This is a genomic window from Actinomadura fibrosa (assembly GCF_900659615.1).
GTDB lineage: Bacteria > Actinomycetota > Actinomycetes > Streptosporangiales > Streptosporangiaceae > Spirillospora > Spirillospora fibrosa.
Genome location: NZ_CAACUY010000144.1, coordinates 1 through 22,827, shown reverse-complemented (window position 1 = coordinate 22,827; position 22,827 = coordinate 1). Strand labels below are relative to the sequence as shown.

18 protein-coding genes are annotated in these 22,827 nt (G+C 72.3%); 5 read left to right on the top strand and 13 right to left on the bottom strand.

What is annotated here, in order from left to right; all coding sequences use genetic code 11:
* The 5 genes from E1300_RS33235 to E1300_RS33215 form a co-directional block, all read right to left on the bottom strand.
* Positions 1 to 531, bottom strand: a 531-nt coding sequence (locus tag E1300_RS33235) for an NAD-dependent epimerase/dehydratase family protein (RefSeq protein WP_131761072.1), incomplete at its 3' end; no start/stop codon positions are given.
* Positions 532 to 617: 86 nt separating this feature from the next.
* On the bottom strand, positions 618 to 1,559 hold the full coding sequence (gene sigJ, locus E1300_RS33230) for an RNA polymerase sigma factor SigJ (RefSeq protein WP_131761071.1): 942 nt from the start codon (positions 1,557 to 1,559) through the stop codon (positions 618 to 620).
* Between the two features lie 199 nt (positions 1,560 to 1,758).
* On the bottom strand, positions 1,759 to 4,578 hold the full coding sequence (locus tag E1300_RS33225) for a vitamin B12-dependent ribonucleotide reductase (protein WP_131761070.1): 2,820 nt from the start codon (positions 4,576 to 4,578) through the stop codon (positions 1,759 to 1,761).
* A 128-nt stretch (positions 4,579 to 4,706) separates the two neighbouring features.
* On the bottom strand, positions 4,707 to 5,180 hold the full coding sequence (nrdR, locus tag E1300_RS33220) for a transcriptional regulator NrdR (RefSeq protein WP_067636063.1): 474 nt from the start codon (positions 5,178 to 5,180) through the stop codon (positions 4,707 to 4,709).
* Between the two features lie 282 nt (positions 5,181 to 5,462).
* Positions 5,463 to 5,795, bottom strand: coding sequence for a LysM peptidoglycan-binding domain-containing protein (locus tag E1300_RS33215; protein WP_165503106.1), 333 nt, complete (start codon positions 5,793 to 5,795; stop codon positions 5,463 to 5,465).
* Positions 5,796 to 5,971: 176 nt separating this feature from the next.
* Here E1300_RS33215 and lexA point away from each other — a divergent pair, with 176 nt between their 5' ends.
* The gene (gene lexA / locus E1300_RS33210) at positions 5,972 to 6,670 is read left to right on the top strand and encodes a transcriptional repressor LexA (RefSeq protein ID WP_131761068.1); all 699 of its coding nucleotides are present in this window, start codon (positions 5,972 to 5,974) and stop codon (positions 6,668 to 6,670) included.
* Positions 6,671 to 6,790: 120 nt separating this feature from the next.
* On the opposite strand, the gene leuS is transcribed toward lexA, so the two are convergent.
* Both leuS and E1300_RS33200 read right to left on the bottom strand, forming a co-directional pair.
* Positions 6,791 to 9,259, bottom strand: coding sequence for a leucine--tRNA ligase (gene leuS / locus E1300_RS33205; RefSeq protein WP_131761067.1), 2,469 nt, complete (start codon positions 9,257 to 9,259; stop codon positions 6,791 to 6,793).
* Between the two features lie 254 nt (positions 9,260 to 9,513).
* Entirely contained in the window at positions 9,514 to 10,128 is a 615-nt protein-coding gene (locus E1300_RS33200; protein ID WP_131761066.1) for a zinc-ribbon domain-containing protein, read from the bottom strand.
* A gap of 242 nt (positions 10,129 to 10,370) precedes the next feature.
* Here E1300_RS33200 and E1300_RS33195 point away from each other — a divergent pair, with 242 nt between their 5' ends.
* Entirely contained in the window at positions 10,371 to 11,915 is a 1,545-nt protein-coding gene (locus tag E1300_RS33195; protein WP_131761065.1) for a long-chain-fatty-acid--CoA ligase, read from the top strand.
* 24 nt (positions 11,916 to 11,939) lie between these two features.
* Here the strand turns inward: E1300_RS33195 and E1300_RS33190 are convergent, their stop codons facing one another.
* Positions 11,940 to 12,782 (bottom strand): helix-turn-helix transcriptional regulator, encoded by an 843-nt coding sequence (locus tag E1300_RS33190; protein WP_131761064.1) that lies wholly within the window; start codon positions 12,780 to 12,782, stop codon positions 11,940 to 11,942.
* A 111-nt stretch (positions 12,783 to 12,893) separates the two neighbouring features.
* Here E1300_RS33190 and E1300_RS33185 point away from each other — a divergent pair, with 111 nt between their 5' ends.
* Complete coding sequence (locus E1300_RS33185) at positions 12,894 to 13,637, top strand: SDR family oxidoreductase (protein ID WP_131761063.1); 744 nt, start codon at positions 12,894 to 12,896, stop codon at positions 13,635 to 13,637.
* Between the two features lie 5 nt (positions 13,638 to 13,642).
* On the opposite strand, the gene E1300_RS33180 is transcribed toward E1300_RS33185, so the two are convergent.
* From E1300_RS33180 to E1300_RS33170, 3 genes are all read right to left on the bottom strand, one after another.
* A complete protein-coding gene (locus tag E1300_RS33180) occupies positions 13,643 to 15,685 on the bottom strand; it encodes a glycosyltransferase family protein (protein WP_131761062.1) in 2,043 nt (680 codons plus the stop codon).
* Between the two features lie 135 nt (positions 15,686 to 15,820).
* On the bottom strand, positions 15,821 to 17,065 hold the full coding sequence (locus E1300_RS33175) for a cytochrome P450 (RefSeq protein WP_131761061.1): 1,245 nt from the start codon (positions 17,063 to 17,065) through the stop codon (positions 15,821 to 15,823).
* 144 nt (positions 17,066 to 17,209) lie between these two features.
* A complete protein-coding gene (locus E1300_RS33170) occupies positions 17,210 to 18,601 on the bottom strand; it encodes an aspartate aminotransferase family protein (RefSeq protein ID WP_131761060.1) in 1,392 nt (463 codons plus the stop codon).
* 204 nt (positions 18,602 to 18,805) lie between these two features.
* Between E1300_RS33170 and E1300_RS33165 the strand changes: the two genes are divergently transcribed.
* A complete protein-coding gene (locus tag E1300_RS33165; RefSeq protein WP_131761059.1) occupies positions 18,806 to 19,714 on the top strand; it encodes an alpha/beta fold hydrolase in 909 nt (302 codons plus the stop codon).
* A gap of 3 nt (positions 19,715 to 19,717) precedes the next feature.
* Here the strand turns inward: E1300_RS33165 and E1300_RS33160 are convergent, their stop codons facing one another.
* Together E1300_RS33160 and E1300_RS33155 are read right to left on the bottom strand one after the other, a co-directional pair.
* Positions 19,718 to 20,698 (bottom strand): ATP-dependent DNA ligase, encoded by a 981-nt coding sequence (locus E1300_RS33160; protein WP_131761058.1) that lies wholly within the window; start codon positions 20,696 to 20,698, stop codon positions 19,718 to 19,720.
* A gap of 157 nt (positions 20,699 to 20,855) precedes the next feature.
* The gene (locus E1300_RS33155; RefSeq protein WP_131761057.1) at positions 20,856 to 21,731 is read right to left on the bottom strand and encodes an alpha/beta fold hydrolase; all 876 of its coding nucleotides are present in this window, start codon (positions 21,729 to 21,731) and stop codon (positions 20,856 to 20,858) included.
* A 102-nt stretch (positions 21,732 to 21,833) separates the two neighbouring features.
* Here E1300_RS33155 and E1300_RS33150 point away from each other — a divergent pair.
* Positions 21,834 to 22,827, top strand: a 994-nt coding sequence (locus tag E1300_RS33150) for an AfsR/SARP family transcriptional regulator (protein ID WP_165503105.1), incomplete at its 3' end; no start/stop codon positions are given.

Sequence of the window (22,827 nt, the reverse complement as noted above, 5' to 3'; positions counted from 1 at the left end):
GAACGCGCCGTAGCGCAGCACGATCCCCTCGATCCACCCCGCACCCAGCACCGCCTTCTCCAGATGCCCGACCGCGGCGATCATCGCCGCCATCGGCGCCACCGGCGCCGGGTCCAGGGGGTCCTCCTCGCTCTTGACCGGCCCACCGGTCCGGCCATAGGTGAACGCCCCATTGCTCTGCGCCACAAACCGCCGCACCCCGTGAGTCCGCGCGGCCGCCAGCAGGTTGTCGGTGCCCTCGATCCGCAACCGGTCGGTCGCGGCGAAGCTGCGCGCAAAATGCCGGGTGTCGATGTGCCCGATCGCGGTCAGCTGGTTGACGATCACCTCGGGAGCCGCCTCACGCACCGCCGCCTCGACCTGGGCCCGATCCAGCGCATCGGCGATCACCGGCACCGCACCCAACTGCGCCGCCCGCGCTTTGCCGGCATCGCTGCGCACCATCGCGAACACCTCATGCCCCGCCTCCACCAGACGCGGCAGCAGCTCCTTGCCCATCGCCCCGGTCGCCCCTGCCACCAGAACCCGCATCGTCGGCTCCCTTCCTCTCCGGTTCGACTTCGCCACTTGAACCGGAGAGCCCAGCGAAAGCTGACAGGACCCAGACGTGATCCACCTCACACGATGAGCAAGGGCTTCCCGTGATCGACCGCAGCCCACTGCTCGGTCGCGCGTTCGAGCTTGTCGGGGTTCGCCTGGGTGCGGCAGGCGGTGATGCCCTCGGCGGTGACCTCCAGGCACATGATCGCGACGACGCGTCCGTCCACGACGGCCACGACGGCGGGCTCGCCGTTGGCGGCCCAGGCGTAGATCTCGGACGAGCCGCCGACGATGGCGCTCTTGGCCGCGGCGGGCTTGAGCAGGGCCCGGATGAAGTTCGCGACCGCGGTGGCCCCCTCGAACGCCCTGGTGCGCGCCGGGACCTTCCCGCCGCCGTCGCCGACGGAGACGGCGTCCTTGGTGAGCAGCCGGACGAGCTCATCGGTCCGGCCGCTGGTGGCGGCGGCGAGGAACTCCTCGACGATCCGCTGGGCGGCGGCCTCGTCGATCTCCCGGCGGGCCCTGCCGTACGCGACGTGCTTCTTGGCGCGGTGGAAGATCTGCTGGCTGGCGGCCTCGGTGATGTCGAGGATCTCGGCGATCTCCCGGTGCGCGTAGTCGAAGGCCTCCCGGAGCACGTAGACGGCCCGCTCGTTCGGGGACAGGCGCTCCATGAGGGTGAGGACCGCGTACGACACCGATTCGCGCTGCTCGGCGGTGTCGGCGGGGCCGAGCATCGGGTCCCCCGCGAGCAGCGGCTCGGGCAGCCACCGGCCCACGTAGGTCTCGCGGCGCGCCCGCGCGGAGGTGAGCTGGTTGAGGCACAGGTTGGTGAGCACCTTCGTCAGCCAGGCCTCGGGGACCTCGATGCGATCGACGTCGGCGGCCTGCCAGCGAAGGAACGTCTCCTGCACGACGTCCTGCGCCTCGTCCGAGGAGCCGAGGAGGCGGTAGGCGATGGCCGCCAGCCGGGGCCTCGACAGCTCGAACCGGTCCACGTCCTCCACTGTCAAAGCCATGATCCGATCATACGGGCCCGCGAGGCCTCAAATCGGTCATGAGCTCCCGGAACGCCGCCGGTGACCGCACGTTCCGGCGGCGTGGCCCATCGCCCGTGCCATGCCGAAGGGGAGCCGACCGGAGTCGGCTCCCCTTTGGAGCGTCCGCCATCAAGCGTGGCGGCTCACGGCACGCGCGGCGTCAGGCGCGAGCCCGGGCTCAGCTGCAGCCGCTGGTGGAGCCGCAGCCCTCGCAGACGTAGCAGCTGCCCGCGGGGCGCATCTTCGTGCCGCAGGTGAGGCAGAGCGGCGCGTCGGCGGTGCGTCCCTGGCGGCTCTCGATGATCTCCATCGAGGAGTGCGCCTCCGGCGCCGGGGCGGCGGGCAGGGCCGGACGGGTGATCTCCGCGGACTGGGCGAGGGTCTCGTGCTCCACCTCGACCTCGTCCTCGGTGTGCAGGGTCGCCGGGTCGCCGCCGCTGGCCTGCATGGCGCGCTCCTCGGCGGTGAAGATGCCGAGGCCGGCGCGCTCCTCGTAGGGCAGGTGGTCCAGGGCGAGGCGGCGGAAGATGTAGTCCATCACCGAGGTCGCCATGCGGATGTCCGGGTCGTCGGTCATGCCGGCGGGCTCGAACCGCATGTTGGTGAACTTCTCCACCCAGGTCTCCAGCGGCACCCCGTACTGGAGGCTGATGGAGATCGCCATGGAGAACGCGTCCATCACGCCGGCGAGCGTGGAGCCCTGCTTGCCGAGCTTCAGGAAGACCTCGCCGAGACCGTCGTCCGGGTAGGACGAGGCGGTCATGTACCCCTCGGCGCCCGCGACGGAGAAGCGGGTGACGGTCGCCGGGCGCTGCTTCGGCAGCCGCCGCCGGACGGGCCGCACCTCGGCCGGGGCCGCGGCCTCGGCCTTCGGCTCCTCCTTCTTGCCCGCCGCGGACAGCGGCTGGCCGACCTTGCAGTTGTCGCGGTAGATCGCGAGGGCCTTCAGGCCGAGCTTCCAGCCCTCGAAGTACACCTTCTCGATGTCCTCGACGGTGGCCTGCTCGGGCATGTTCACGGTCTTGGAGATCGCGCCGGACAGGAACGGCTGGGTGGCCGCCATCATCCGGACGTGCCCCATCGGGCTGATCGCCCGCTCGCCCATGGCGCAGTCGAACACCTCGTAGTGCTCGGGGCGCAGGCCCGGCGCGTCGATGACGTGGCCGTGCTCGCCGATGTACTCGACGATCGCCTCGATCTGCTCCTGCGGGTAGCCGAGCCGCTCCAGCGCGCGCGGCACCGTGTGGTTGACGATCTGCATGGAGCCGCCGCCGACGAGCTTCTTGAACTTCACGAGCGCGAGGTCGGGCTCGATGCCGGTGGTGTCGCAGTCCATCATCAGGCCGATGGTGCCGGTCGGCGCGAGCAGCGACGCCTGCGCGTTGCGGTAGCCGTGCTTCTCGCCGGCCTTGAGGCACTCCTGCCACTGCTTGGTCGCGGCGGCGTGGACGGCCTTGTCCATCGCGTCGAGGGTGCGGACCTGGTCGTTCGCGGCGGCGTGCTTGCGCATGACGCGCTTGTGGCCCTCGGCGTTGCGGGCGTAGCCCTCGTACGGGCCGACGACGGCGGCGAGCTCGGCGGAGCGGCGGTAGGCGACGCCCGTCATCAGCGAGGTGATCGCGGCGGCGAGCGAGCGGCCGCCCTCGGAGTCGTAGGCGTGGCCGGTCGCCATCAGCAGAGCGCCGAGGTTGGCGTAGCCGATGCCGAGCTGGCGGTAGTCGCGGGTCGTCTGGGCGATCTTCTCGGTCGGGAAGTCGGCGAAGGTGATGGAGATGTCCATCGCCGTGATGATCAGCTCGGTGAGCCTGACGAACCGCGTGACGTCGAACGTGCCGGCGTCGGTGAGGAACTTCAGCAGGTTGATGCTGGCGAGGTTGCAGGACGAGTTGTCGAGCGACATGTACTCCGAGCACGGGTTGGACGCGGTGATGCGGCCCGACTCGGGGTTGGTGTGCCAGTCGTTGATCGTGTCGTCGTACTGGATGCCCGGGTCGGCGCACTCCCACGCCGCCTTGGCCATCAGCCGGAACAGCTCCTTGGCCTTGACCGTCTCGACGACCTCGCCGGTCATCCGGGCGCGCAGCCCGAACTCGCCGTCGGCCTCCACCGCGCGCATGAACTCGTCGGACACGCGGACGGAGTTGTTGGCGTTCTGGTACTGGACGCTGCCGATGTCCCGGCCGCCGAGGTCCATGTCGAACCCGGCGTCCCGCAGCGCGCGGATCTTGTCCTCCTCGCGCGCCTTGGTCTCGATGAACTCGGCGACGTCGGGGTGGTCCACGTCCAGCACGACCATCTTGGCGGCGCGGCGGGTCGCGCCGCCCGACTTGATGGTGCCCGCGGACGCGTCGGCGCCGCGCATGAAGGAGACGGGGCCGCTGGCCGTGCCGCCCGAGGAGAGCAGCTCCTTGCTGGAGCGGATGCGGGAGAGGTTCAGGCCGGCGCCGGAGCCGCCCTTGAAGATGACGCCCTCTTCCTTGTACCAGTCCAGGATCGACTCCATCGTGTCGTCCACGGACAGGATGAAGCACGCCGAGACCTGCTGGGGGGACTTCGTCCCGACGTTGAACCAGACCGGCGAGTTGAAGCTGAACATCTGGTGGACCAGCGCGTACTTCAGCTCGTGATCGAAGATCTCCGCGTCCTGCTCGGAGGCGAAATAGCCCTCCGCCAGACCCGTCTCCGTGTACATCCGCACGACGCGGTCGACGAGCTGCTTGAGGCTCCACTCGCGCTGCGGCGTGCCGACCGCGCCGCGGAAGTACTTCGACGTGACGATGTTGACGGCGTTCAAGGACCAGGTGTCGGGGAACTCGACCCCGCGCTGCTCGAAGTTCACCGAGCCGTCGCGCCAGTTGGTCATGACGACGTCACGACGTTCCCAGCGCAGCTCGTCGTACGGATGCACGCCGGGCGTGGTGAAGATGCGCTCGATCTTCAGCCCTTTGCGGCCCCCCTTGCCGCGCCGAGCCGCCGAGCCGCTCACCGTCTCCGTCATGACCTTCCCCCTCTCGGGCCCTCCCGCCGGGCCCTGTTCAGGAACAACCCCGCCGCCGCGCAGGCCATGCCCCGCGCGGTGGCGCATTCTTCACGTGTGTGCTCGTAGTTCGTTCGCCGCGGCCGTCCCTAGCGGGACGGGCCGGGTTCCCCCGAGGAACCGGCCTTCCGCAGTGCCTCGATCTCCTTGGCGAAGTCGTCCAGCGACTCGAAGCTGCGGTAGACCGAGGCGAATCGCAGATAGGCGACCTCGTCGAGTTCGCCGAGCGGCCCCAGGATCGCGAGGCCGATCTCGTGCGAGGGGATTTCCGCGGATCCGGACGACCTGATCGCCTCTTCGACCCGCTGTCCCAGCTTCGCGAGCGCATCCTCGTCGACCGGACGGCCCTGGCAGGCCCTGCGCACCCCGGCGATGATCTTTTCTCGGGAGAACGGCTCGGTGACCCCGCTGCGCTTGGCAACCATCACGAGCACATTCTCCTGCGTCGTGAATCGCTTGCCGCATTCCGCGCACGACCGGCGCCGCCGAATGGCGCCGCCGTCGTCGGTCGATCGGCTGTCGATCACTTTCGTGTCAGGGTTGCGGCAGAACGGGCAGTGCACGCGTTAACCCTCCCCTGACGGAATCGAGTTCCCCGTACGAGAACAGCGCCACAAGAACACAACTTGTGGTTAATCCCATCGGTGTAACTACTAGATGTTGTGGTCAACCGTAAGGGGCGGCGGGGGCCTACGCAACCCGCAACGGGGTCCTCGCGCGTAGACCCAGGTCACATCGAGCGATCCGCGCCCCTGCCCGGGCGTGTCGCCACGTCCGCCCCAGGACGCTGCACGTTTCCCGGCAGACGGCCACGAAACGTCCACAGGCCCGCCGGGGCCGGCCGTTCAGCCCGCGGGGAGCCGCAGTCGCTGCCCCGGCTGTACGGTGGGGTCGCCGCCGAGGCCGTTGAGATCGATGATGCGGGCGACGACGAGACGCGGGTCGGCCTCGGGGTCGGCGGCGGCCGCGATGTCCCACAGCGTGTCGCCGGGTTCGACGACGACCGTCTCGCCCGACGAGGGCGCGCCGCGGCCCTCGCTGCCGCCCGCGAGGGCCCCGGGCCCGACGGTGAGCCAGAGGGCGACGAGCGTGACGGCCGCGGCGAAGCAGACCAGGACGGCGCGTCCGCGGCGGGTCAGCCGGACCGGAGCGCGCTCACCGTGCGGCGAACCCGACATCTCGACCCTCCTCGACTTCGAATGAATTTTCGATCGAACGCCTGTACGATGTTGTACCGCAGGGCACCCCGAAAACGCGAGTACATCTTCGAACAATTGTTTGATCATTCACTCGGGACGCGATAGCGTTCCATGACAAGGAGTGACGGATCGAGGCGCCCGGGAGGCGACGAGCGATGAGCAAGGTCCGGGAGCTGCCCGACGGGCCCATGGACGAGACGGGCCTGACCCAGCGGCAGCGCATGGTGCTGGAGGTGATCCGCGACTCCGTCCAGCGCCGGGGGTACCCGCCGTCGATGCGGGAGATCGGCGAGGCCGTGGGCCTGACCAGCACCTCCAGCGTGTCGCACCAGCTCCGGGCGCTCCAGCGCAAGGGCTTCCTGCGGCGCGACCCCAACCGGCCCCGCGCGGTCGAGGTGCGGGTGCCGGGCGCGACCCCGGTGCGCACGGAGCCCGACGCGTACGAGGCGGTGGGCGGCCAGCCGGCCACGGCGCAGCCCGCGCCCGCCTACGTCCCGCTCGTCGGCCGCATCGCCGCCGGTGGGCCGATCCTCGCCGAGGAGGCCGTCGAGGACGTGTTCACCCTGCCGAAGCAGCTCGTCGGCGAGGGCACGCACTTCCTGCTGAAGGTCACCGGCGACTCGATGATCGAGGCGGCGATCGCCGACGGCGACTGGGTCGTCGTGCGGCAGCAGCCCGTCGCCGAGCAGGGCGACATCGTCGCCGCGATGATCGACGGCGAGGCCACGGTGAAGACGTTCAAGCGCCGGGACGGCCACATCTGGCTGATGCCGCAGAACCCCGCCTACGAGCCGATCCCCGGCGACGAGGCGTCCGTGCTCGGGCGCGTGGTGGCGGTGCTGCGCAAGATGTGACGCTCCGCGCCCGCCCGCCGCGAGCGCGGCGGGCGCGCGAAGGAGCATGAGGCGAGCAGCGAAGAGGAGGCCGCCGGCGAAGTCGCCGGCGGCCTCCTCTTCGCGCCGTGCCCGGCCGCGTCAGCGCTTGGGGACGATGTTGACGATCTTGGGCGCGCGGACGATGATCTTGGCGATTCCGGCGCCGCCCAGCGCGTCCTGGACCTTCGGCGAGTCCAGCGCCAGCCGCTCCAGTTCCTCGGCGGCGATGCCGGGCGCGACGTCCAGCCGGTCGCGGACCTTGCCCGCGACCTGGACGACGCAGGTCACCGACTCCTCGACCAGCAGCGCGGGGTCGGCGGACGGCCAGCCGGCGGAGATCACCGGCGCGGTGCGGCCCAGCAGCTCCCACGCCTCGTCGGCGGTGTAGGGGGCGAACAGCGACAGCAGGACCGCGATCGCCTCGGCGGCCTCGCGGACGGCGGGGTCGGCGGCGCCGGGCCCGGAGTCGATGGCCTTGCGGGTCGCGGTGACCAGCTCCATGGTCCGCGCGATGGCGACGTTGAAGCGCTGCGCCTCGACCAGCTTCGTGGCCTCGTCCACCATGCGGGCCGTGACGCGGCGCAGGTCCGGGTCGCCGGTCTCGGGCGGCGTGCCGGGCGCGGACGCGACCTCCGACGCGATGCGGTGGACGCGGGACAGGAACTTCGACATGCCGTGCGGGGACACGTCGGCCCAGTCGATGTCGTCCTCCGGCGGGCCCGAGAACAGCATCGCCAGCCGGACGACGTCCACGCCGAACTCGCCGATCTGGTCGCCCAGGTCGACCAGGTTGCCGGTGGACTTCGACATGCCACTGCCGTTCAGGATCACCTGGCCCTGGTTCAGCAACCGCTCGAACGGCTCGGTGAAGTCGACCATGCCCATGTCGTACAGGACCTTGGTGAAGAACCGGCTGTACAGCAGGTGCAGGATGGCGTGCTCGACGCCGCCGGTGTACTGGTCGACCGGCATCCACTTGCGGACCTGCTCGACGTCGAACGGGCCGTCCTCGTAGCCGGGCGAGCAGTAGCGGAAGTAGTACCAGGACGAGTCGACGAAGGTGTCCATGGTGTCGGTGTCGCGCTTGGCGGCGCCGCCGCACTTCGGGCAGTCGACGTTCACCCAGTCGGCGGCCGAGGCCAGCGGGGACGTGCCCTTCGGGGCCAGGTCGGCGCCGCGCAGCCCCTCGGGCAGCGTGACGGGCAGCTGCTCGTCGGGGACGGGCACCTCGCCGCAGGCGTCGCAGTGGATGATCGGGATCGGGCAGCCCCAGAACCGCTGCCGGGAGACCAGCCAGTCGCGCAGCCGGAAGTTGACCGAGGCGCGGCCGGTGCCGCGCTCGGCCAGGATCTCGATGATCCGCTCGATGCCCTCGGCCTTGCCCAGCCCGTCGATGGGGCCCGAGTTGACGATCGCGCCGTCGCCGGGGGTGGCGACGCCGGTCTCGGCCGGGTCGGGCAGGCCGGTGTCGACGACGACCCGGACGGGCAGGCCGAACTTCAGCGCGAAGTCCAGGTCGCGCTGGTCGTGCGCGGGCACGGCCATGATCGCGCCGTGCCCGTACTCGGCCAGCACGTAGTCGGACGCCCAGACCGGCAGCCGCTCGCCGTTCACCGGGTTGGTCGCGTAGCGGCCCAGGAACACGCCGGTCTTCTCGCGCTCGGTGGACAGCCGCTCGATCTCGCTCTCGCGCGAGACCTCCTCGCGGTAGGCCTCGAACGCGGCGCGCTGCTCGGGGGCGCAGATCTCCTCGGCCAGCGCGGCGTCGGCCGCCACGACCATGAAGGTGGCGCCGTACAGGGTGTCGGGGCGGGTGGTGTAGACGGTGACGGGCTCGTCCCGGCCCTCGATGACGAAGTCGACGTCGGCACCGGTGGAGCGGCCGATCCAGTTGCGCTGCATCAGCAGGACGCGCTCGGGCCACCGGCCCTCCAGCTGCGCCATGTCGTCCAGCAGCCGGTCGGCGTACTCAGTGATCTTGAAGTACCACTGGGTCAGCACGCGCTTCTCGACTAGCGCGCCGCAGCGCTCGCAGTGCCCGCCGACGACCTGCTCGTTGGCCAGGACGGTCTGGTCCTTCGGGCACCAGTTGACGTGGCCGCCCTTGCGGTAGGCCAGGCCCCGGTCGTAGAAGCGCAGGAACAGCCACTGCGTCCACTTGTAGTACTCGGGGTCGGAGGTGTGCAGGCGCCGCGACCAGTCGAAGGACGGCGCGTAGCGGTGGAACGAGGCGGCCTGCGTCTCGATGTTGGCGTAGGTCCACTCGGCGGGGTGCGAGTCGCGCTTGATCGCCGCGTTCTCGGCGGGCAGGCCGAAGGAGTCCCAGCCGATGGGGTGCAGGACGTTGTAGCCGCGCTGGAACCAGTAGCGGGCGACGACGTCGCCGATGGCGAACGCCTCGGCGTGCCCCATGTGCAGGTCACCGCTGGGGTAGGGGAACATGTCCAGCGCGTAGCGCCGCTCGCGGCCGTCGTCCTCCTCGACGGCCTTGAACGGTTCGAGCTCCGCCCACCGGGCCTGCCACTTGTCCTGAACCGCCCGTGGGTCGTAGTGCTCGTCGCTGCTCACGCTTCCAAACTCCGCATTCCGTTCGTGGGCCGCCCGCCGACATGGAACGGCCCCTCGCACAGGAGGGGCCACCACGCTGACGTCTGATCGTCACCGTGGTCGTTCGAGGAGCAGCCTGGCTGGCATACAGCAAGAGTAGCGCAACCGCAAGCCTTCCCGCGGAGGGTTATCCGCGAGCGGCCCAGGCGCCCGGAGGCGGCCTCCGCGCCCCCGCTCCGGCGGCCGGCGCCGGGCCGCCGGAGATCCGGCGGGCGTCAGTGCCCGGAGGCCTGGCGGGCGAGGGACACGACGCCGGTCACCTGGACGCGGGTGAGGCCGAGGTCGGCGCCGACGGCGCTGAGCGTCTCCTCCTCCGAGACGCTGAGCGGCCCGTCGATCAGGGCGATCTCCGCGGCGGCGCGCAGGATGCTCTCCCGGGCCTCGGGGGCGAGGGCGGACGACGCGCGGCCCATCTCGGCGCGGACCTCGTCGAACGGGCGGCCGAGATCGGCGTTCAGCGAGGCGTCGTCGTAGCCGGGCTCGCCGGCCTCGCGGACGACGGTGACGGCGCGGCCGCGGGCGCCGACGTGGGTGTAGTCGCCCGAGCGCAGCACCTGGGCGATCGCCATGCGCAGCAGCATCGCGGGCATCCGGGCGAGCTGCGCGGTGGTCGGCACGTTGAGGACGCCGGTGTTCCAGCGTCCGTGGCAGGTGTCGCACTCGACGAACTCGCCGCCGGCCTTCATCAGCGGGATGACCGGGATGAAGAAGAGGGTGAAGAAGTTGCGGCCCTGGCGCAGCCGGTAGTCGCGGTCGCCGCCGCACTCGGGGCAGTGGAAGACTCCCCTGGTCAGGGTGAAGAAGACGACCCGCCAGCCGAAGATGATCAAGATGTGCGCCCTTTCTCGCCGGAGCGGCACATCGTAACGGGGACGGCGCCCCCGCGCCCGCCGCGTTTCCGCCCCCGGTGCGCGCGGTCGGCCGCATCCGGTCATCGACGTGGGGATACGTCCACGAAGTCCGGTGTGCCCGACCGTGGCGCGGGTGTGACCCGGTGCACCAGGATGAGCGGAACGGTAAATAGACTCGCCGGTAATAACCGGCCGGTCATCATCCCCGCGCGAGGAGTGCCATGCTGAACCTGTCCGTGCTGCTGGAGGACGCCGCCCGCGAGACGCCCGATCGCGACGCGGTGGTGTTCGGCGACATCCGGCTGTCGTACTCCTTCCTCGACGGGGTCGCCAACCAGGTCGCGAACCTGCTGCGGTCGCGCGGCATCGGGCCGGGCGACAAGGTGGCGCTGTCCACGCCGAACCTGCCGTACTTCCCGATGGTCTACTACGGGGCGCTGAAGGCGGGCGCGGTGGTCGTCCCGCTGAACGTGCTGCTGAAGCCGCGGGAGATCGCCTACCACCTGAACGACTCGGACGCGAAGGCCTTCTTCTGCTTCGAGGGGACGCCGGAGCTGCCGCTCGGCGAGATGGGCCACGCCGGGTTCGCGCAGGCGGACGGGTGCGAGAACTTCTTCCTGCTGCCGGCGAGCCTGGCGGCCACCGAGTCCCCGATCGAGGGCGCCGAGCTGTTCTGGACGGCGCTCGCGGGCCAGTCCGACGCGTTCGACACGGCGGACACCGAGGCCACCGACACCGCCGTGATCATCTACACGAGCGGGACGACGGGCCAGCCGAAGGGCGCCGAGCTCGGGCACGGCAACCTGCTGATGAACGCGATGGTGGACGACACGCTCTTCCACCGGACGCTGCACGACACGTCGCTCGTGACGCTGCCGCTGTTCCACATCTTCGGGCAGACGTGCGTGATGAACGTCGGCTTCTACCGGCGGGCGACGCTCGTGATGCAGCCGCGGTTCGACGCGCGGCAGGCCGTCGAGCTGATGGTCAAGGAGAAGGTGAACATCTTCGCGGGCGTCCCGACCATGTACTGGGCGCTGCTGACCGACGACACCGCGCCCGAGGACGTCGCGACGATCCGCGACAACCTGCGGGTGGCGGTCTCGGGCGGCGCCGCGCTGCCGATGGAGGTCATCAAGGGCGTCAAGGAGAAGTTCGGCGTCGACATCCTGGAGGGCTACGGCCTGTCCGAGACGTCGCCGGTGGCCTCCTTCAACCGCCCGGACCGGCCCACGAAGGCCGGCTCGATCGGCCTGCCGGTCTGGGGCGTCGAGATGAAGCTGATCTCCGAGGACTGGAAGGAGATCGAGGGCGAGGGGCCCGGCGAGATCGCCGTCCGCGGCCACAACGTCATGAAGGGCTACTACAACCGGCCCGAGGCGACCGCGGAGGCGATCAAGGACGGCTGGTTCCGCACCGGCGACGTGGCCCGCCGCGACGAGGACGGCTACTACTACATCATCGACCGCTCCAAGGACATGATCATCCGCGGCGGCTACAACGTGTACCCGCGGGAGCTGGAGGAGGTCCTGATGACCCACCCGCAGGTGTCGCTGGCCGCAGTCGTGGGCGTCCCGCACAACAGCCACGGCGAGGAGGTCAAGGCGTACGTGATCCGGACGCCGGACGCCACGATCACCGAGGACGAGCTGGTCGCCTGGGGCAAGGAGCAGTTCGCGAACTACAAGTACCCGCGGATCGTCGAGTTCCGGGACGAGCTGCCCATGACCGCCACCGGCAAGATCCTCAAGCGCGAACTCCGCTGACCCGCTCCGCCGCGCCCGCCGTCCTCAGCCCGTGCGGAGGTCCTGGGTGCCGACGACGCGCAGCAGCTTCAGGGCCTCGTGGGCGGCCGTGCCCGGCGCCGCCGTGAACAGGACGACCTTCTGGTCGCGCTCGGGGACGGCGAGGACGTCGCAGTGCAGCTCGATCTCGCCCACGAGCGAGTGGTGCATCCGCTTGACCGCGGCGTGGCGCGTCCCGACCTGGTGGCGGGCCCACAGGCGGCGGAACAGCGGGCTTCCCGCGTCCAGCTCGGCGATGAGCGAGGTGAGGCCCGGGTCCCTCGGGTAGCGCCCGAGCGCGGCCCGCAGGTCCGCCACGCTCTGCTGGGCGAACAGGTCGTGTTCCTGGTCCTCCTGGACGCGGTGCTCCTCCGGGCCGAGGAAGAGCCACCGGAGCTGGTTGCGGTCGTGCGGCGGGTGCGCGGAGAAGTCGGTGATCAGGGCGGCGGCCATGTCGTTCCAGGCGAGGACGTCGTACTTGGCGTCCAGGACGAGGGCCGGGGTGTCGTCGAGCCGCTCCAGCAGGTGGAGGACCGCCGCGGGCACCTCCTGCGGCGGTCCGGGCGGGGGCCCGGGCGGCTCTCCGGCAAGGTTGTAGAGGTGCGCGGTCTCGTCGTCGGTGAGCCTCAGCGCCCGCGCCAGGGCGCCGAGGATCTGCCTGGACGGGCGGGGCCCGCGCCCCTGCTCCAGTCGGATGTAGTAGTCCACCGACATCCCGGCCAGCCGGGCGACCTCCTCCCTGCGCAGTCCGGGTGTGCGGCGCCGGGTCCCCGCCTGGAGGCCGACGTCCGCCGGCTGGATCCGCATGCGCCGCGAACGCAGGAACGAAGCCGTCTGCTGCCTGTCCATGCGTCCAGGATGTCCGATGGGACGGAGGGGCGGCGGGCGCAGGGTGGTATCGCGGATCCCAGCCTCGGGCGGTCTCTCCTCAGCGGATCCGCCCGGCACCAGCCTGGGGCCATGACCACACGGATCGCACTCATCACCGGCGCCAACAAGGGAATCGGCTTCGAGGCCGCGCGCCTGCTCGGCGCCTCCGGCGGCACGGTCGTCCTGCTCGGCGCCCGGAATCCCGGCCTCGGCCGCGCGGCGGCCGCGACCCTGGCCGGGGAGGGCATCGACGCCCGTTTCGTCCATCTCGACGTGACCGACCCCGCCACCGTCGAGGCGGCGGCCAAGCTGATCGAGGCCGAGCACGGCCGCCTGGACGTCCTGATCAACAACGCCGCGACGACGGCCACCGACGCGTCGGAGCTGGACGCGCTCCAGCCGAGCCGGACACCGGCCGGCCTCCTCCGGGAGGCGTTCGAGACCAACGTGTTCGGCGTCGTCACCGTCACCAACGCGATGCTGCCGCTGCTGCGCCGCTCCCCCGCGGGGCGGATCGTCAACGTCTCCAGCGAGCTCGGGTCCCCGCGGCGGATCGGCGACCCGTCCGAGCCGTTCTACCGGGTGAACCATCTGCCCTACAACGTCTCGAAGACGGCGCTGAACGGGCTCACCGTCGCCTACGCCAAGGAGCTGGCGGACGGCCCGATCAAGGTGAACGCGGTGACGCCGGGGTTCTGCGCGACGGATATGAACGGGCACACCGGGCACCTCACTCCGGCGCAGGGCGCGGCGGTCCTCGCGCGGGCGGCCTCGATCGGCGCGGACGGACCGACCGGCGTGTTCCTCAGCGAGGCCGGGCCCGAGCCGTGGTGACCCCGTCAGAAGAGGATGTGCTCCTGGGCGAGGCCGTAAAAGGCGACCTGGCTGTCGGCGATGAGCTCCAGGTCGCTGGGCCGCCAGGTGTGGCGCGCCGCGTCCGCGTGCCGGATGGTGATGAAGTTGAAGCGGTCGGCCGCGTACACCTTCACCCCGTCGAACTTGAGCCGCCGGAACAGGTCGGTGTCCTCGCCCCGCCCCACGTCCGCGAACCGGTAGGAGCGCATTAGGTCGCCCTCGGCGAGCAGGGCCCCGCCGCGCAGGACGTCCACGTAGCGGTGCTCGTGCTCGGGATAGCGCAGCAGCGTCGCGTCGATGGAGCCGAGGTGGGCGTAGTGGGCCAGTTTCCCGACGACGCTCGCCTCGGTGTAGGAGAACGCGGGCAGCAGGTCGGTCAGGTAGTGCGGCCCGTAGATCTCGTCGTCGTCGATCTTGCCGATGTAGTCGCCGTCGGCGGCGTCGATCGCGCGGTTCAGGCAGCCGCCGAGCGGGACCGACGGGTCGGCGGCGAGGACGGCGACGTCGTCGATGCCCGCGTCCATGGCGAGCTTCTGCACGTCCACGGGGTCGAGGTCGAGCCCGTGGAGGACCACGACGAGCTGGAGGGGCCGCCACTCCTGCCGTGCCGCCATCTCGATCGCGGGCCCGAGCTGCTCGGCCCGGCAGGTGGACAGCAGCAGCGACACGGCCGGACGGCCGGCCTGCGGAGCGCGCGCGGGACCGGCGCCGAGCCGTTCCAGCACCGTGTCCACCCGGTGCCGGTAGGTGTGGCCCGCGTGGACCGCGCGCAAGGCGAGGTGCGCCTGCCGGTCGCGCAACTCCTTCGCGTTGAGGAGCCCGCGTAGGACGCGGGATGCGTTCTTGCCGTCCTCCACGGCGGGGCCGAAGGAGGGATCGGCGTCCGCGCGGTGGTGGACGACGGGCACGCCGGACGCCGCCGCCTCGAACGCCACCCGGGAGTCGGGGGCGATCATGACCTGGTAGCGCTTGCGCACCGCGACGGCCTGCTCGTACGGGCGCGGCGGGATGACGCGCTGCCGGTAGAGGCGCGGGAACCCAGTCGCGGCGAAGTGCGCGCCGAGCCGCGGCGCGGGGCCGATCAGCGGCTCCGCCGCCGCGTCGTACTCCCCCTCGTACAGCAGCGGGTAGCGGCCCTGGTCCTGGACGCGGACCGGGTTGTGCAGGCGCGGCTGCGCCGCGAACGGGAGGTGGCCGACGCGGTCGTGGCCGAGGCTCTGCCGGTGCTCCGGCACGGCCGCCGCGTCCACGGTGAAGACGTGGGTGAAGCGGGACGCGGCCTCGCCGATGCCCGCACCGGTGTCCCAGTACGCGGACGGGACGCCGTTCTCCTCGCACCAGGCCGCGATCTCCGCGACGGGCAGGGGCGCCGGCCCGGACTCGACCAGCAGCAGATCGGGGCGCCGCTCCTCCAGCGCCTCCCGCCAGCCGTCCGGTTCGAGGCCGTCCACCTGCGTCCACTCGTACCGAAGCGCCGCGGTGAGGACGGGTCCCGCCACGACCGCGGCGACGATGTCGGGCCGGGTGACCGGGCCGTCCGGCGGGAGCGGCACCGGCGCGTCCATCGGCTCGGTGTCGACGACGCGGACGTCGTCCGGGCGGCGCGTCCTGGCCGGTTCCTCGGGGGGCTCCGGCGGGAGGGGGCGGGCGCGGAGGGCGTCCCGGACGCGGCGGAACGAGGAGGGCGCGAGCGGGCGGCGGCGGAACGCGCCGAGCGCCGGGCCGAGCCGCGACCAGCGCCGCAGCCGCAGGGCCTCCAGCCGCCACTCCGCCACCTCGGCCCGGTGCGCCTCGGCCGCGCGGTCGCGGTCGAGGTCGCCGATGCGGCGGCCCGCCTCGTTCAGCGCGGTGACCAGCCGCGCGATCTGGCCGTCGCGGTCGGCGCGCTCGCGCTCCAGTTCGGCGAGCCGCAGCCGGACGGCCGCGTTGTCGGCGGCGAGCCGGTCGCCCCGCGCCCGCAGCCCGGCCTCGTCGGCGGGCACCGGCGCGGGAGGCGGCGCGGCGGGCGTCGGGTCGGTCTCGGGCACGGGAACTCCCCGGGGCGTGAGGCGGCGTCGGTGTCCTCCGCTCACGCTAGACGCGCCGCGCGCGCCTTCCCCCCGATCACGTCGGCCCGTCGCGCAACGTTCACCCGCGCTTTGCCGTGCGGCCCGCCGGCGCCGTCAGAAGGTGTAGGGCAGGCGCTTGATGCCGTTGATGAAGTTGGACTCCAGCCGGTCCGGCTCCCCGGCGCGGATGCCGGGGAGGCGGCGCAGCAGCTCGCGGAACATCACGGTGATCTCGCGCCGGGCCAGGTGCGCTCCGAGACAGAAGTGCGGGCCCGGGCCGCCGAACCCGACGTGCGGGTTGGGGTCGCGGAGGATGTCGAACCGCTCGGGGTCGGTGAAGACCGACTCGTCCCGGTTGGCCGACCAGTAGTAGAGGACGAGCTTGTCGCCCTCCTTGATCTCGTGCTCGTTGAGCGTGGTGTCGCGGGTCGCGGTGCGCCGCATCCAGATGACGGGCGACACGTACCGGACGATCTCCTCGACCGCCCCGGCGATGCGGCCGTCGAAGTCCTCGGTGAGCAGGGCGCGCTGGTCGGGGTGGCGGGTGAACAGGTCGAGGCCGTGCGCGATGGCGTTGCGCGTCGTCTCGTTCCCGGCGACCACCAGCAGGATGAAGAACGAGCCGAGCTCCTGGTCGGTGAGCGACTCGCCGTCGATGTTGGCGTTGACGAGCGCCGAGGTCAGGTCGTCGGTCGGCGCGGCGCGGCGCCGCCGGCCGAGCTCCTCGACGAGGCCCCTGAGCTTCTCGCCCGCGTTCAGCAGCGCCAGCGCGACCTCCTCGGGGGCGCCGGCCGGGAGGAACTCGGCGTCGTTGCCCGCGAGGATGACGTTGGTGGCGTCGAGGACGTCGGGGTAGCGGTCCTCGGCGATGCCCATCATGTCGCAGATGATCTTCAGGGGCAGCCGGGCGGCGACGTCCTGGACGAAGTCGCCCGTCCCGCCGCCCGCCGCGACGTGCTCGACGATCTCCGCGGCGACCGCCTCCACCCGGTCCTCGAACCGCTGGATCATGCGGGGCGAGAACGCCCGCGACACGATCCGGCGGATCTTGGCGTGCCGTGGGTCGTCCATGCTGATCATCGAACCGAAGTACTCGTGCATGTCGCCCGGCATGTCCGGGATGCTGATGGCGCCGCGGCCCGAGCAGAAGTCCTGCGGGCGCCGCGACGCCTCCACGACGTCGGCGTGCCGGGTCAGCGCGTAGTAGCCGGGCCCCTGCGGGACGATGACGACCTCGGGCTCCTCGTACCTGACGAGCTCGCCGTGCCGGCGCAGGGCCTTGAAGGCCTCGTGCCGGTAGTCGTGCGGGCGCCGCCAGAATCCCCAGTCCGTCAGGTTGATGTCCTCGACCTTGAGCACGTGCCGTCACCTCATGTCCGAACGCGATTCGGTTTACAGGCACCCTCTCAAAGTAAAACCGGAAGCGCACGGGGAACCGCCGGGTGACGCGCGTCACAGCACGTCCCGGTCACGGCACGGGCCGGCCACAGCCTCCCATCAGGTTCAGATGCGCGCCCACGCCTCGGACAGGACGGACCGGAGGATCTCCGCGATCTCATCGAAATGGGACTGGTCGCAGATCAGCGGTGGCGCGAGCTGCACGACCGGGTCGCCGCGGTCGTCGGCCCGGCAGTACAGGCCCGCCTCGTACAGCGCCTTGTCCAGGAAGCCGCGCAGCAGCCGCTCCGCCTCCTCGCCGTCGAACGTCTCGCGGGTGTGCTGGTCCTTCACCAGCTCGATGCCGTAGAAGTACCCGTCGCCGCGGACGTCCCCGACGATCGGCAGGTCGCGCAGGCCCTCCAGCGTGGCGCGGAACGCGGCCTCGTTGCGCAGGACGTGGCCGGTCAGGTCCTCCCGCTCGAACAGGTCGAGGTTGGCGAGCGCCACGGCCGCCGACACGGGGTGCCCGCCGAAGGTGTAGCCGTGCGCGAACATCGCCGTCCCGTGCCGGAACGGCTCGAACAGCCGGTCCGCGACGAGCATGCCGCCGAGCGGCGAGTAGCCCGACGTCACGCCCTTGGCGAACGTGATGATGTCCGGCGTGTAGCCGAACTTCTGCGCGCCGAACATCGTGCCCAGCCGGCCGAACGCGCAGATGACCTCGTCGGAGACCAGCAGCACGTCGTGCCGGTCGCAGATCTCGCGGACGCGCTGGAAGTAGCCGGGCGGCGGCGGGAAGCAGCCGCCGGCGTTCTGCACGGGCTCCAGGTAGACGGCGGCGACGGTGTCCGGCCCCTCGAACTCGATGGCCTCCTCGATCCGGTCGGCGGCCCAGCGGCCGAACGCCTCGGGGTCGTCGCGGTGCTCTGCGGCCCGGTAGATGTTGGTGTTCGGGACGCGGAACCCGCTCGGCACCAGCGGCTCGTACGGGGCCTTCAGCTCCGGCAGCCCGGTGATCGACAGCGCGCCGTGCGGGGTGCCGTGGTAGGCCACCGCCCGGCTGATCACCTTGTGCTTGGTCGGCCTGCCGGTCAGCTTGAAGTAGTGCTTGGCGAGCTTCCAGGCGCTCTCGACGGCGTCGCCGCCGCCCGCGGTGAAGAAGACCCGGTCGAGACCGTCCGGGGCGAGGCCGGCGAGCCGCTCGGCCAGCTCCACGGCCTTCGGGTGCGCGTACGACCACAGCGGGAAGAACGCCAGCTCGGCGGCCTGCTTCGCGGCGGCCTGCGCCAGCTCCTCGCGGCCGTGCCCGGCCTGGACGGTGAACAGGCCGGACAGCCCGTCCAGGTACCGCCGCCCCCGCGCGTCGTACACGTACGCGCCCTCGCCGCGGACGATCATCGGGATCTCGTCGCCGCCCTGCGACGGCGCGTGCCGCGCGAAGTGCATCCACAGGTGGTCGCGGGCCGCCCGCTGGAGCGGGTCGCCGTGCCGCTGGGTTCCGTCCGGCTCCGTCATCACACTTCCTCACCACGACCTGGCACCCGCGCCGAATGCGAGCGATCCGGTTGTGTCGATGCTAAGTGACTACGGATTCCGGTGTAAATACGAGGGAAGACACCGATATCCGAAGTGGAACTGTGATGCTGCACTCCCTCGGCGGCGGGCCCGCCCGGGCCGCCGGTATAGCGTCGCCCGCGAGTCGAGGAGGCGAATCCCCCCATGGGCGACATCACCACCGGATCGGTCAAGGCGAACGGGCTGGAGTTCGGCTACCTGGCGGCGGGCCCCGCGGACGGCCCGCTCGCCCTCTGCCTGCACGGCTTCCCCGATTCGGCGCACACCTGGCGGCACCTGCTGCCCGAGCTGGCCGCCGCCGGATACCGCGCCGTGGCCCCGTTCATGCGCGGCTACGCGCCGACGTCGGTCCCCGAGGACGGCGCCTACCAGGGCGGCGCGATCGCCGCGGACGCCGTCGCCCTGCACGCAGCGTTCGGCGCCGGGCCCGACGCGGTGATCATCGGCCACGACTGGGGCGCGTTCGCGACCTACGGCGCCGCGGCGTCCGCCCCGGACCGCTGGCGCAAGGCCGTCGCGATGGCCGTCCCGCCCCTGCCGGTGATGACCGCCGCCTTCCTCGACTACGAGCAGCTCAAGCGCTCGTTCTACATCTTCCTGTTCCAGACCCCGGTGGCCGAGATGGCGTTCGGCCGCACGTTCGTGGAGGGGCTGTGGCGGGACTGGTCCCCCGCCGCGGACTCGTCCGGCGGCGCCGTCGACCACACGGAGGACGTCGACCACGTCATGTCCTGCCTCGCCACCCCGGCCAACGTGGCGGCGGCGCTCGGCTACTACCGCGCCATGTTCGACCAGTCCCGGCACATCGAGCGCTACGCCGCCGAGCAGCGGGCCACCGAGGTGCGGGGCGAGCGTCCCGTCCTCTACCTGCACGGCGCCGAGGACGGCTGCCTGGGCGCGGACGTCGTCGCGCCCGGCCAGGACGTGGACGCCATCGTCGCGGCCCTCCCGCCCGGCTCGGAGGCCGCCCTGGTCCCCGGCGCCGGCCACTTCCTCCAGCTCGACCGCCCGGACGAGGTCAACCGCCGGATCCTCGGCTGGCTGGCCGACTGAGCCTCAGGGCGGCGCGCCGAAGGCGGGGCAGTCGGCCGCGCCCAGCTCCGAGCGGAGGCGGACGTAGCGGGCGGCGTGGCGCCAGCGGCCGTTCTCCAGGGCGGCGTCCACGCTGACCTCGACGACGGTGTCGGGCTCGGTGCGGACGTACCGGATGGGCGGGTGCGAGCCGTACAGGCCGCCCGCGAACCCGGCGGGCAGCTCCGCCGGCCACGGATGGCCGGGCCCGGCCGGGTGCAGGACCTCGCCGAGCCGCGCCCGCGCGGGCGGCGGCAGGGGCGTGGTCCGCGCGACGACCCGCAGCCGCCCGGCGGCGTCGAACCGGCCGAGGATCAGCGTCTCGGGGGCCTGCCGTGTCCCGGTGACGCCGCCCACGATGCCCTCGGCCGTCGTCCGCCGCTTCACCTTCCACCAGCCGCGCCGCCCCTCCAGGTAGGGGGCGTCGGGACTCTTCACGACGAGGCCCTCGATGCCCTGCCGGGCCAGCGCGTCGAACCAGATCCGCGCCTCCTCGACGTCCGCCGTCTGCGGGGAGGCCACGACGCGGGCGGACGGGCCCGCGTCCCCGAGCAGCCCCTCCAGGACGGCGCGGCGCTCGCGCAGCGGGCGCGGCCGCAGGTCCGCGCCGTCCGCTTCCAGGACGTCGAACACGACGTAGTGGCAGGGCTCCGTGCGCGCGAGCTCCAGGCGGCGGCGCCCGGCGACGTGGCGGCGCTGGAGCGCGCCGAAGTCGAGCCGCCCGTCCGCGCCCCACCGGACGATCTCGCCGTCCACGACGGTGCCGGGCGGGAGCTGTGCGAAGACGGCGGCGACGATCTCCGGGAACGCCTCGTTGAACCGGGTCCGGCGGCGCGAGGACAGGTGGACGCCGCCGTTCCCGTCCACGAGCGCGACCGCGCGGAACCCGTCGAACTTCGGCTCGTAGCGGCAGCCGCCCGGGCACGCGCGCGGCTCCGGGATGTGGTCGACGGACTCGGCGAGCATGGGCTTGACGGGAGACCGGATGTGCATGGCCGCCCGCCCCCCGAACTCGACCGCCCTGAGGACCGCCTACCCAGGGTGACCTGCGGTGATATCGAGGACGGGGGAAAGTTGACCATTGCCGTGCGGCCCCGTGAACCGGGCTTCCGCGGCGTCCCGCTCAGCGCGTGAGCAGCTCACGCAGCGCCTTGGCGACGTCGGCCGGAGCCTCCTCCGCCATGAAGTGGCCGTAGTCCACGGTCGTGTGGACCAGGTCGGTCGCCCAGGCCTCCCAGAGCGCGCGGGCGTCGTAGCCGAGCGCGGCGCCCCAGTCCTGCTGGAGCACCGAGACCGGCATCCGCAGCCGGTTGCCCGTGTCCAGGTCCATCTGGTCGTCGGCCACGTCCACGCCGGCGGACGCGCGGTAGTCGGCGACGATCGACGGGACGGCGTCGCGGCACGCGGCGAGGTACGCGGCGCGGATCTCGGCCGGGATCGCCGCCGGGTCGCCCGCCCACACGTCCAGGAAGTGCCCGAAGAACGCGTCGGCCTCGGCGGCGATCATCCGTTCGGGCAGGCCGGGCGGCTGGGCCATCAGGTAGAGGTGGAAGCCGACCGCGGCGGTGACGCCGTGCATCGCGTCCCACATCTCCAGCGTGGGCAGCACGTCCAGGCAGGCCAGATGGGTGATCGTGTCAGGGTGGTCGAGCCCGGCACGGAAGGCGACGAGCGCGCCGCGGTCGTGCCCGGCCAGCGCGAACCGCTCGTGCCCGAGCGCGCGGGCCAGCGCGACGATGTCCGCGGCCATCGTCCGCTTGCCGTAGTTCGCGCCGTCCTCGGCGGGCTTGTCGCTCGCGCCGTAGCCGCGCAGGTCGGGGCAGATCACCGTGTGGTCGGCGGCCAGGTCGGCGGCGACGTGCCGCCACATCAGGTGCGTCTGCGGGAACCCGTGCAGCAGCACGATCGGGCTGCCGGAGCCGCCGACGGCCGCGTTCAGCGACACGCCGTCCGCGACGGGCACGCGCCGGTACTCGAACCCCGGGATGACGGGAGCCATGATCTCGTTCCTTTCGCCGGTTGAGCAGGTGCCTCCAGCCTGGCGGGCGCGGATGAGCATCCGATCAGCGCGCTATACCGTGGCCGGGGAGGGAGGTGGCGCGTGCCGGTCGGGTTCGGGGTGCTGGGGCCGGTGGCGGCCTGGGACGCCGCCGGGGGCGAGATCGCGCTGAAGGGGCCGCGGCACCGCGCCGTGCTGGCCCGGCTGATCGTGGCGCGCCGCCGCGTCGTCCCGGTGTCCCTCCTGGTGGACGACCTCTGGGACGATCCGCCCGCGGGCGCGGTCGGCGCGGTGCGCACCTTCGTGGCGGCGCTGCGCCGGGCGCTGGAACCGGACCGCCCGCCGCGCACCCCGCCCCGGCTGCTGGTCACCGAGGGGCCGGGCTACGCGCTCCGGGCGGAACCGGACGACGTGGACGCCTGGCGATTCGAGCGGGCGGTCGCCGCCGCCGCCGAGGAGCCGCCCCGCCGGGCGCTGGCCCGGCTGGAGGACGCGCTCGGCCTGTGGCGCGGACCCGCCTACGCCGGGTTCGCCGGCGAGCACTGGACCCGCGCCGAGCGGGCCCGCCTGGTCGAGCTGCGGCTGCACGCGGTCGAGCGCCGCGCCGAGGCCCGGCTGGCGCTCGGCCTCGCCGCCGAGGCGGTCCCCGACCTGGACGCGCACGCGAGCGAGCACCCGTGGCGCGAGGCGGCCTGGCGCCTGCTGGCCCTCGCCCTCTACCGGACGGGCCGGCAGGGCGACGCCCTCGCCGTGCTGCGCCGGGCCCGCGCGATCCTCGTCGAGCAGCTCGGCGTGGACCCCGGCCCCGAGCTGCGCCGCCTGGAGGCGGACATCCTCGCGCAGGACCCCCGCCTCGACATCGCCCCCGGCCCGGAGGAGGCGGCGTCCGAGCTGTGGACGCGCGCGGCCGCGTCCTATGACCGGACGGTCGCCGCCGGGGCCCGCGTCCGGCTGGAGTCGACGGTCGGCCTGCTCCGCGACCTCGCGGTGACCGGCGGCGGGGCCGCCGGTTCGCGGCGCGGCCGCGGCGGGACCGCGCGACGTGCAGCGAGCGCAGCAGGTCGCCGGTGCCGGCGAAGTCCTGCCAGCGGGCGAG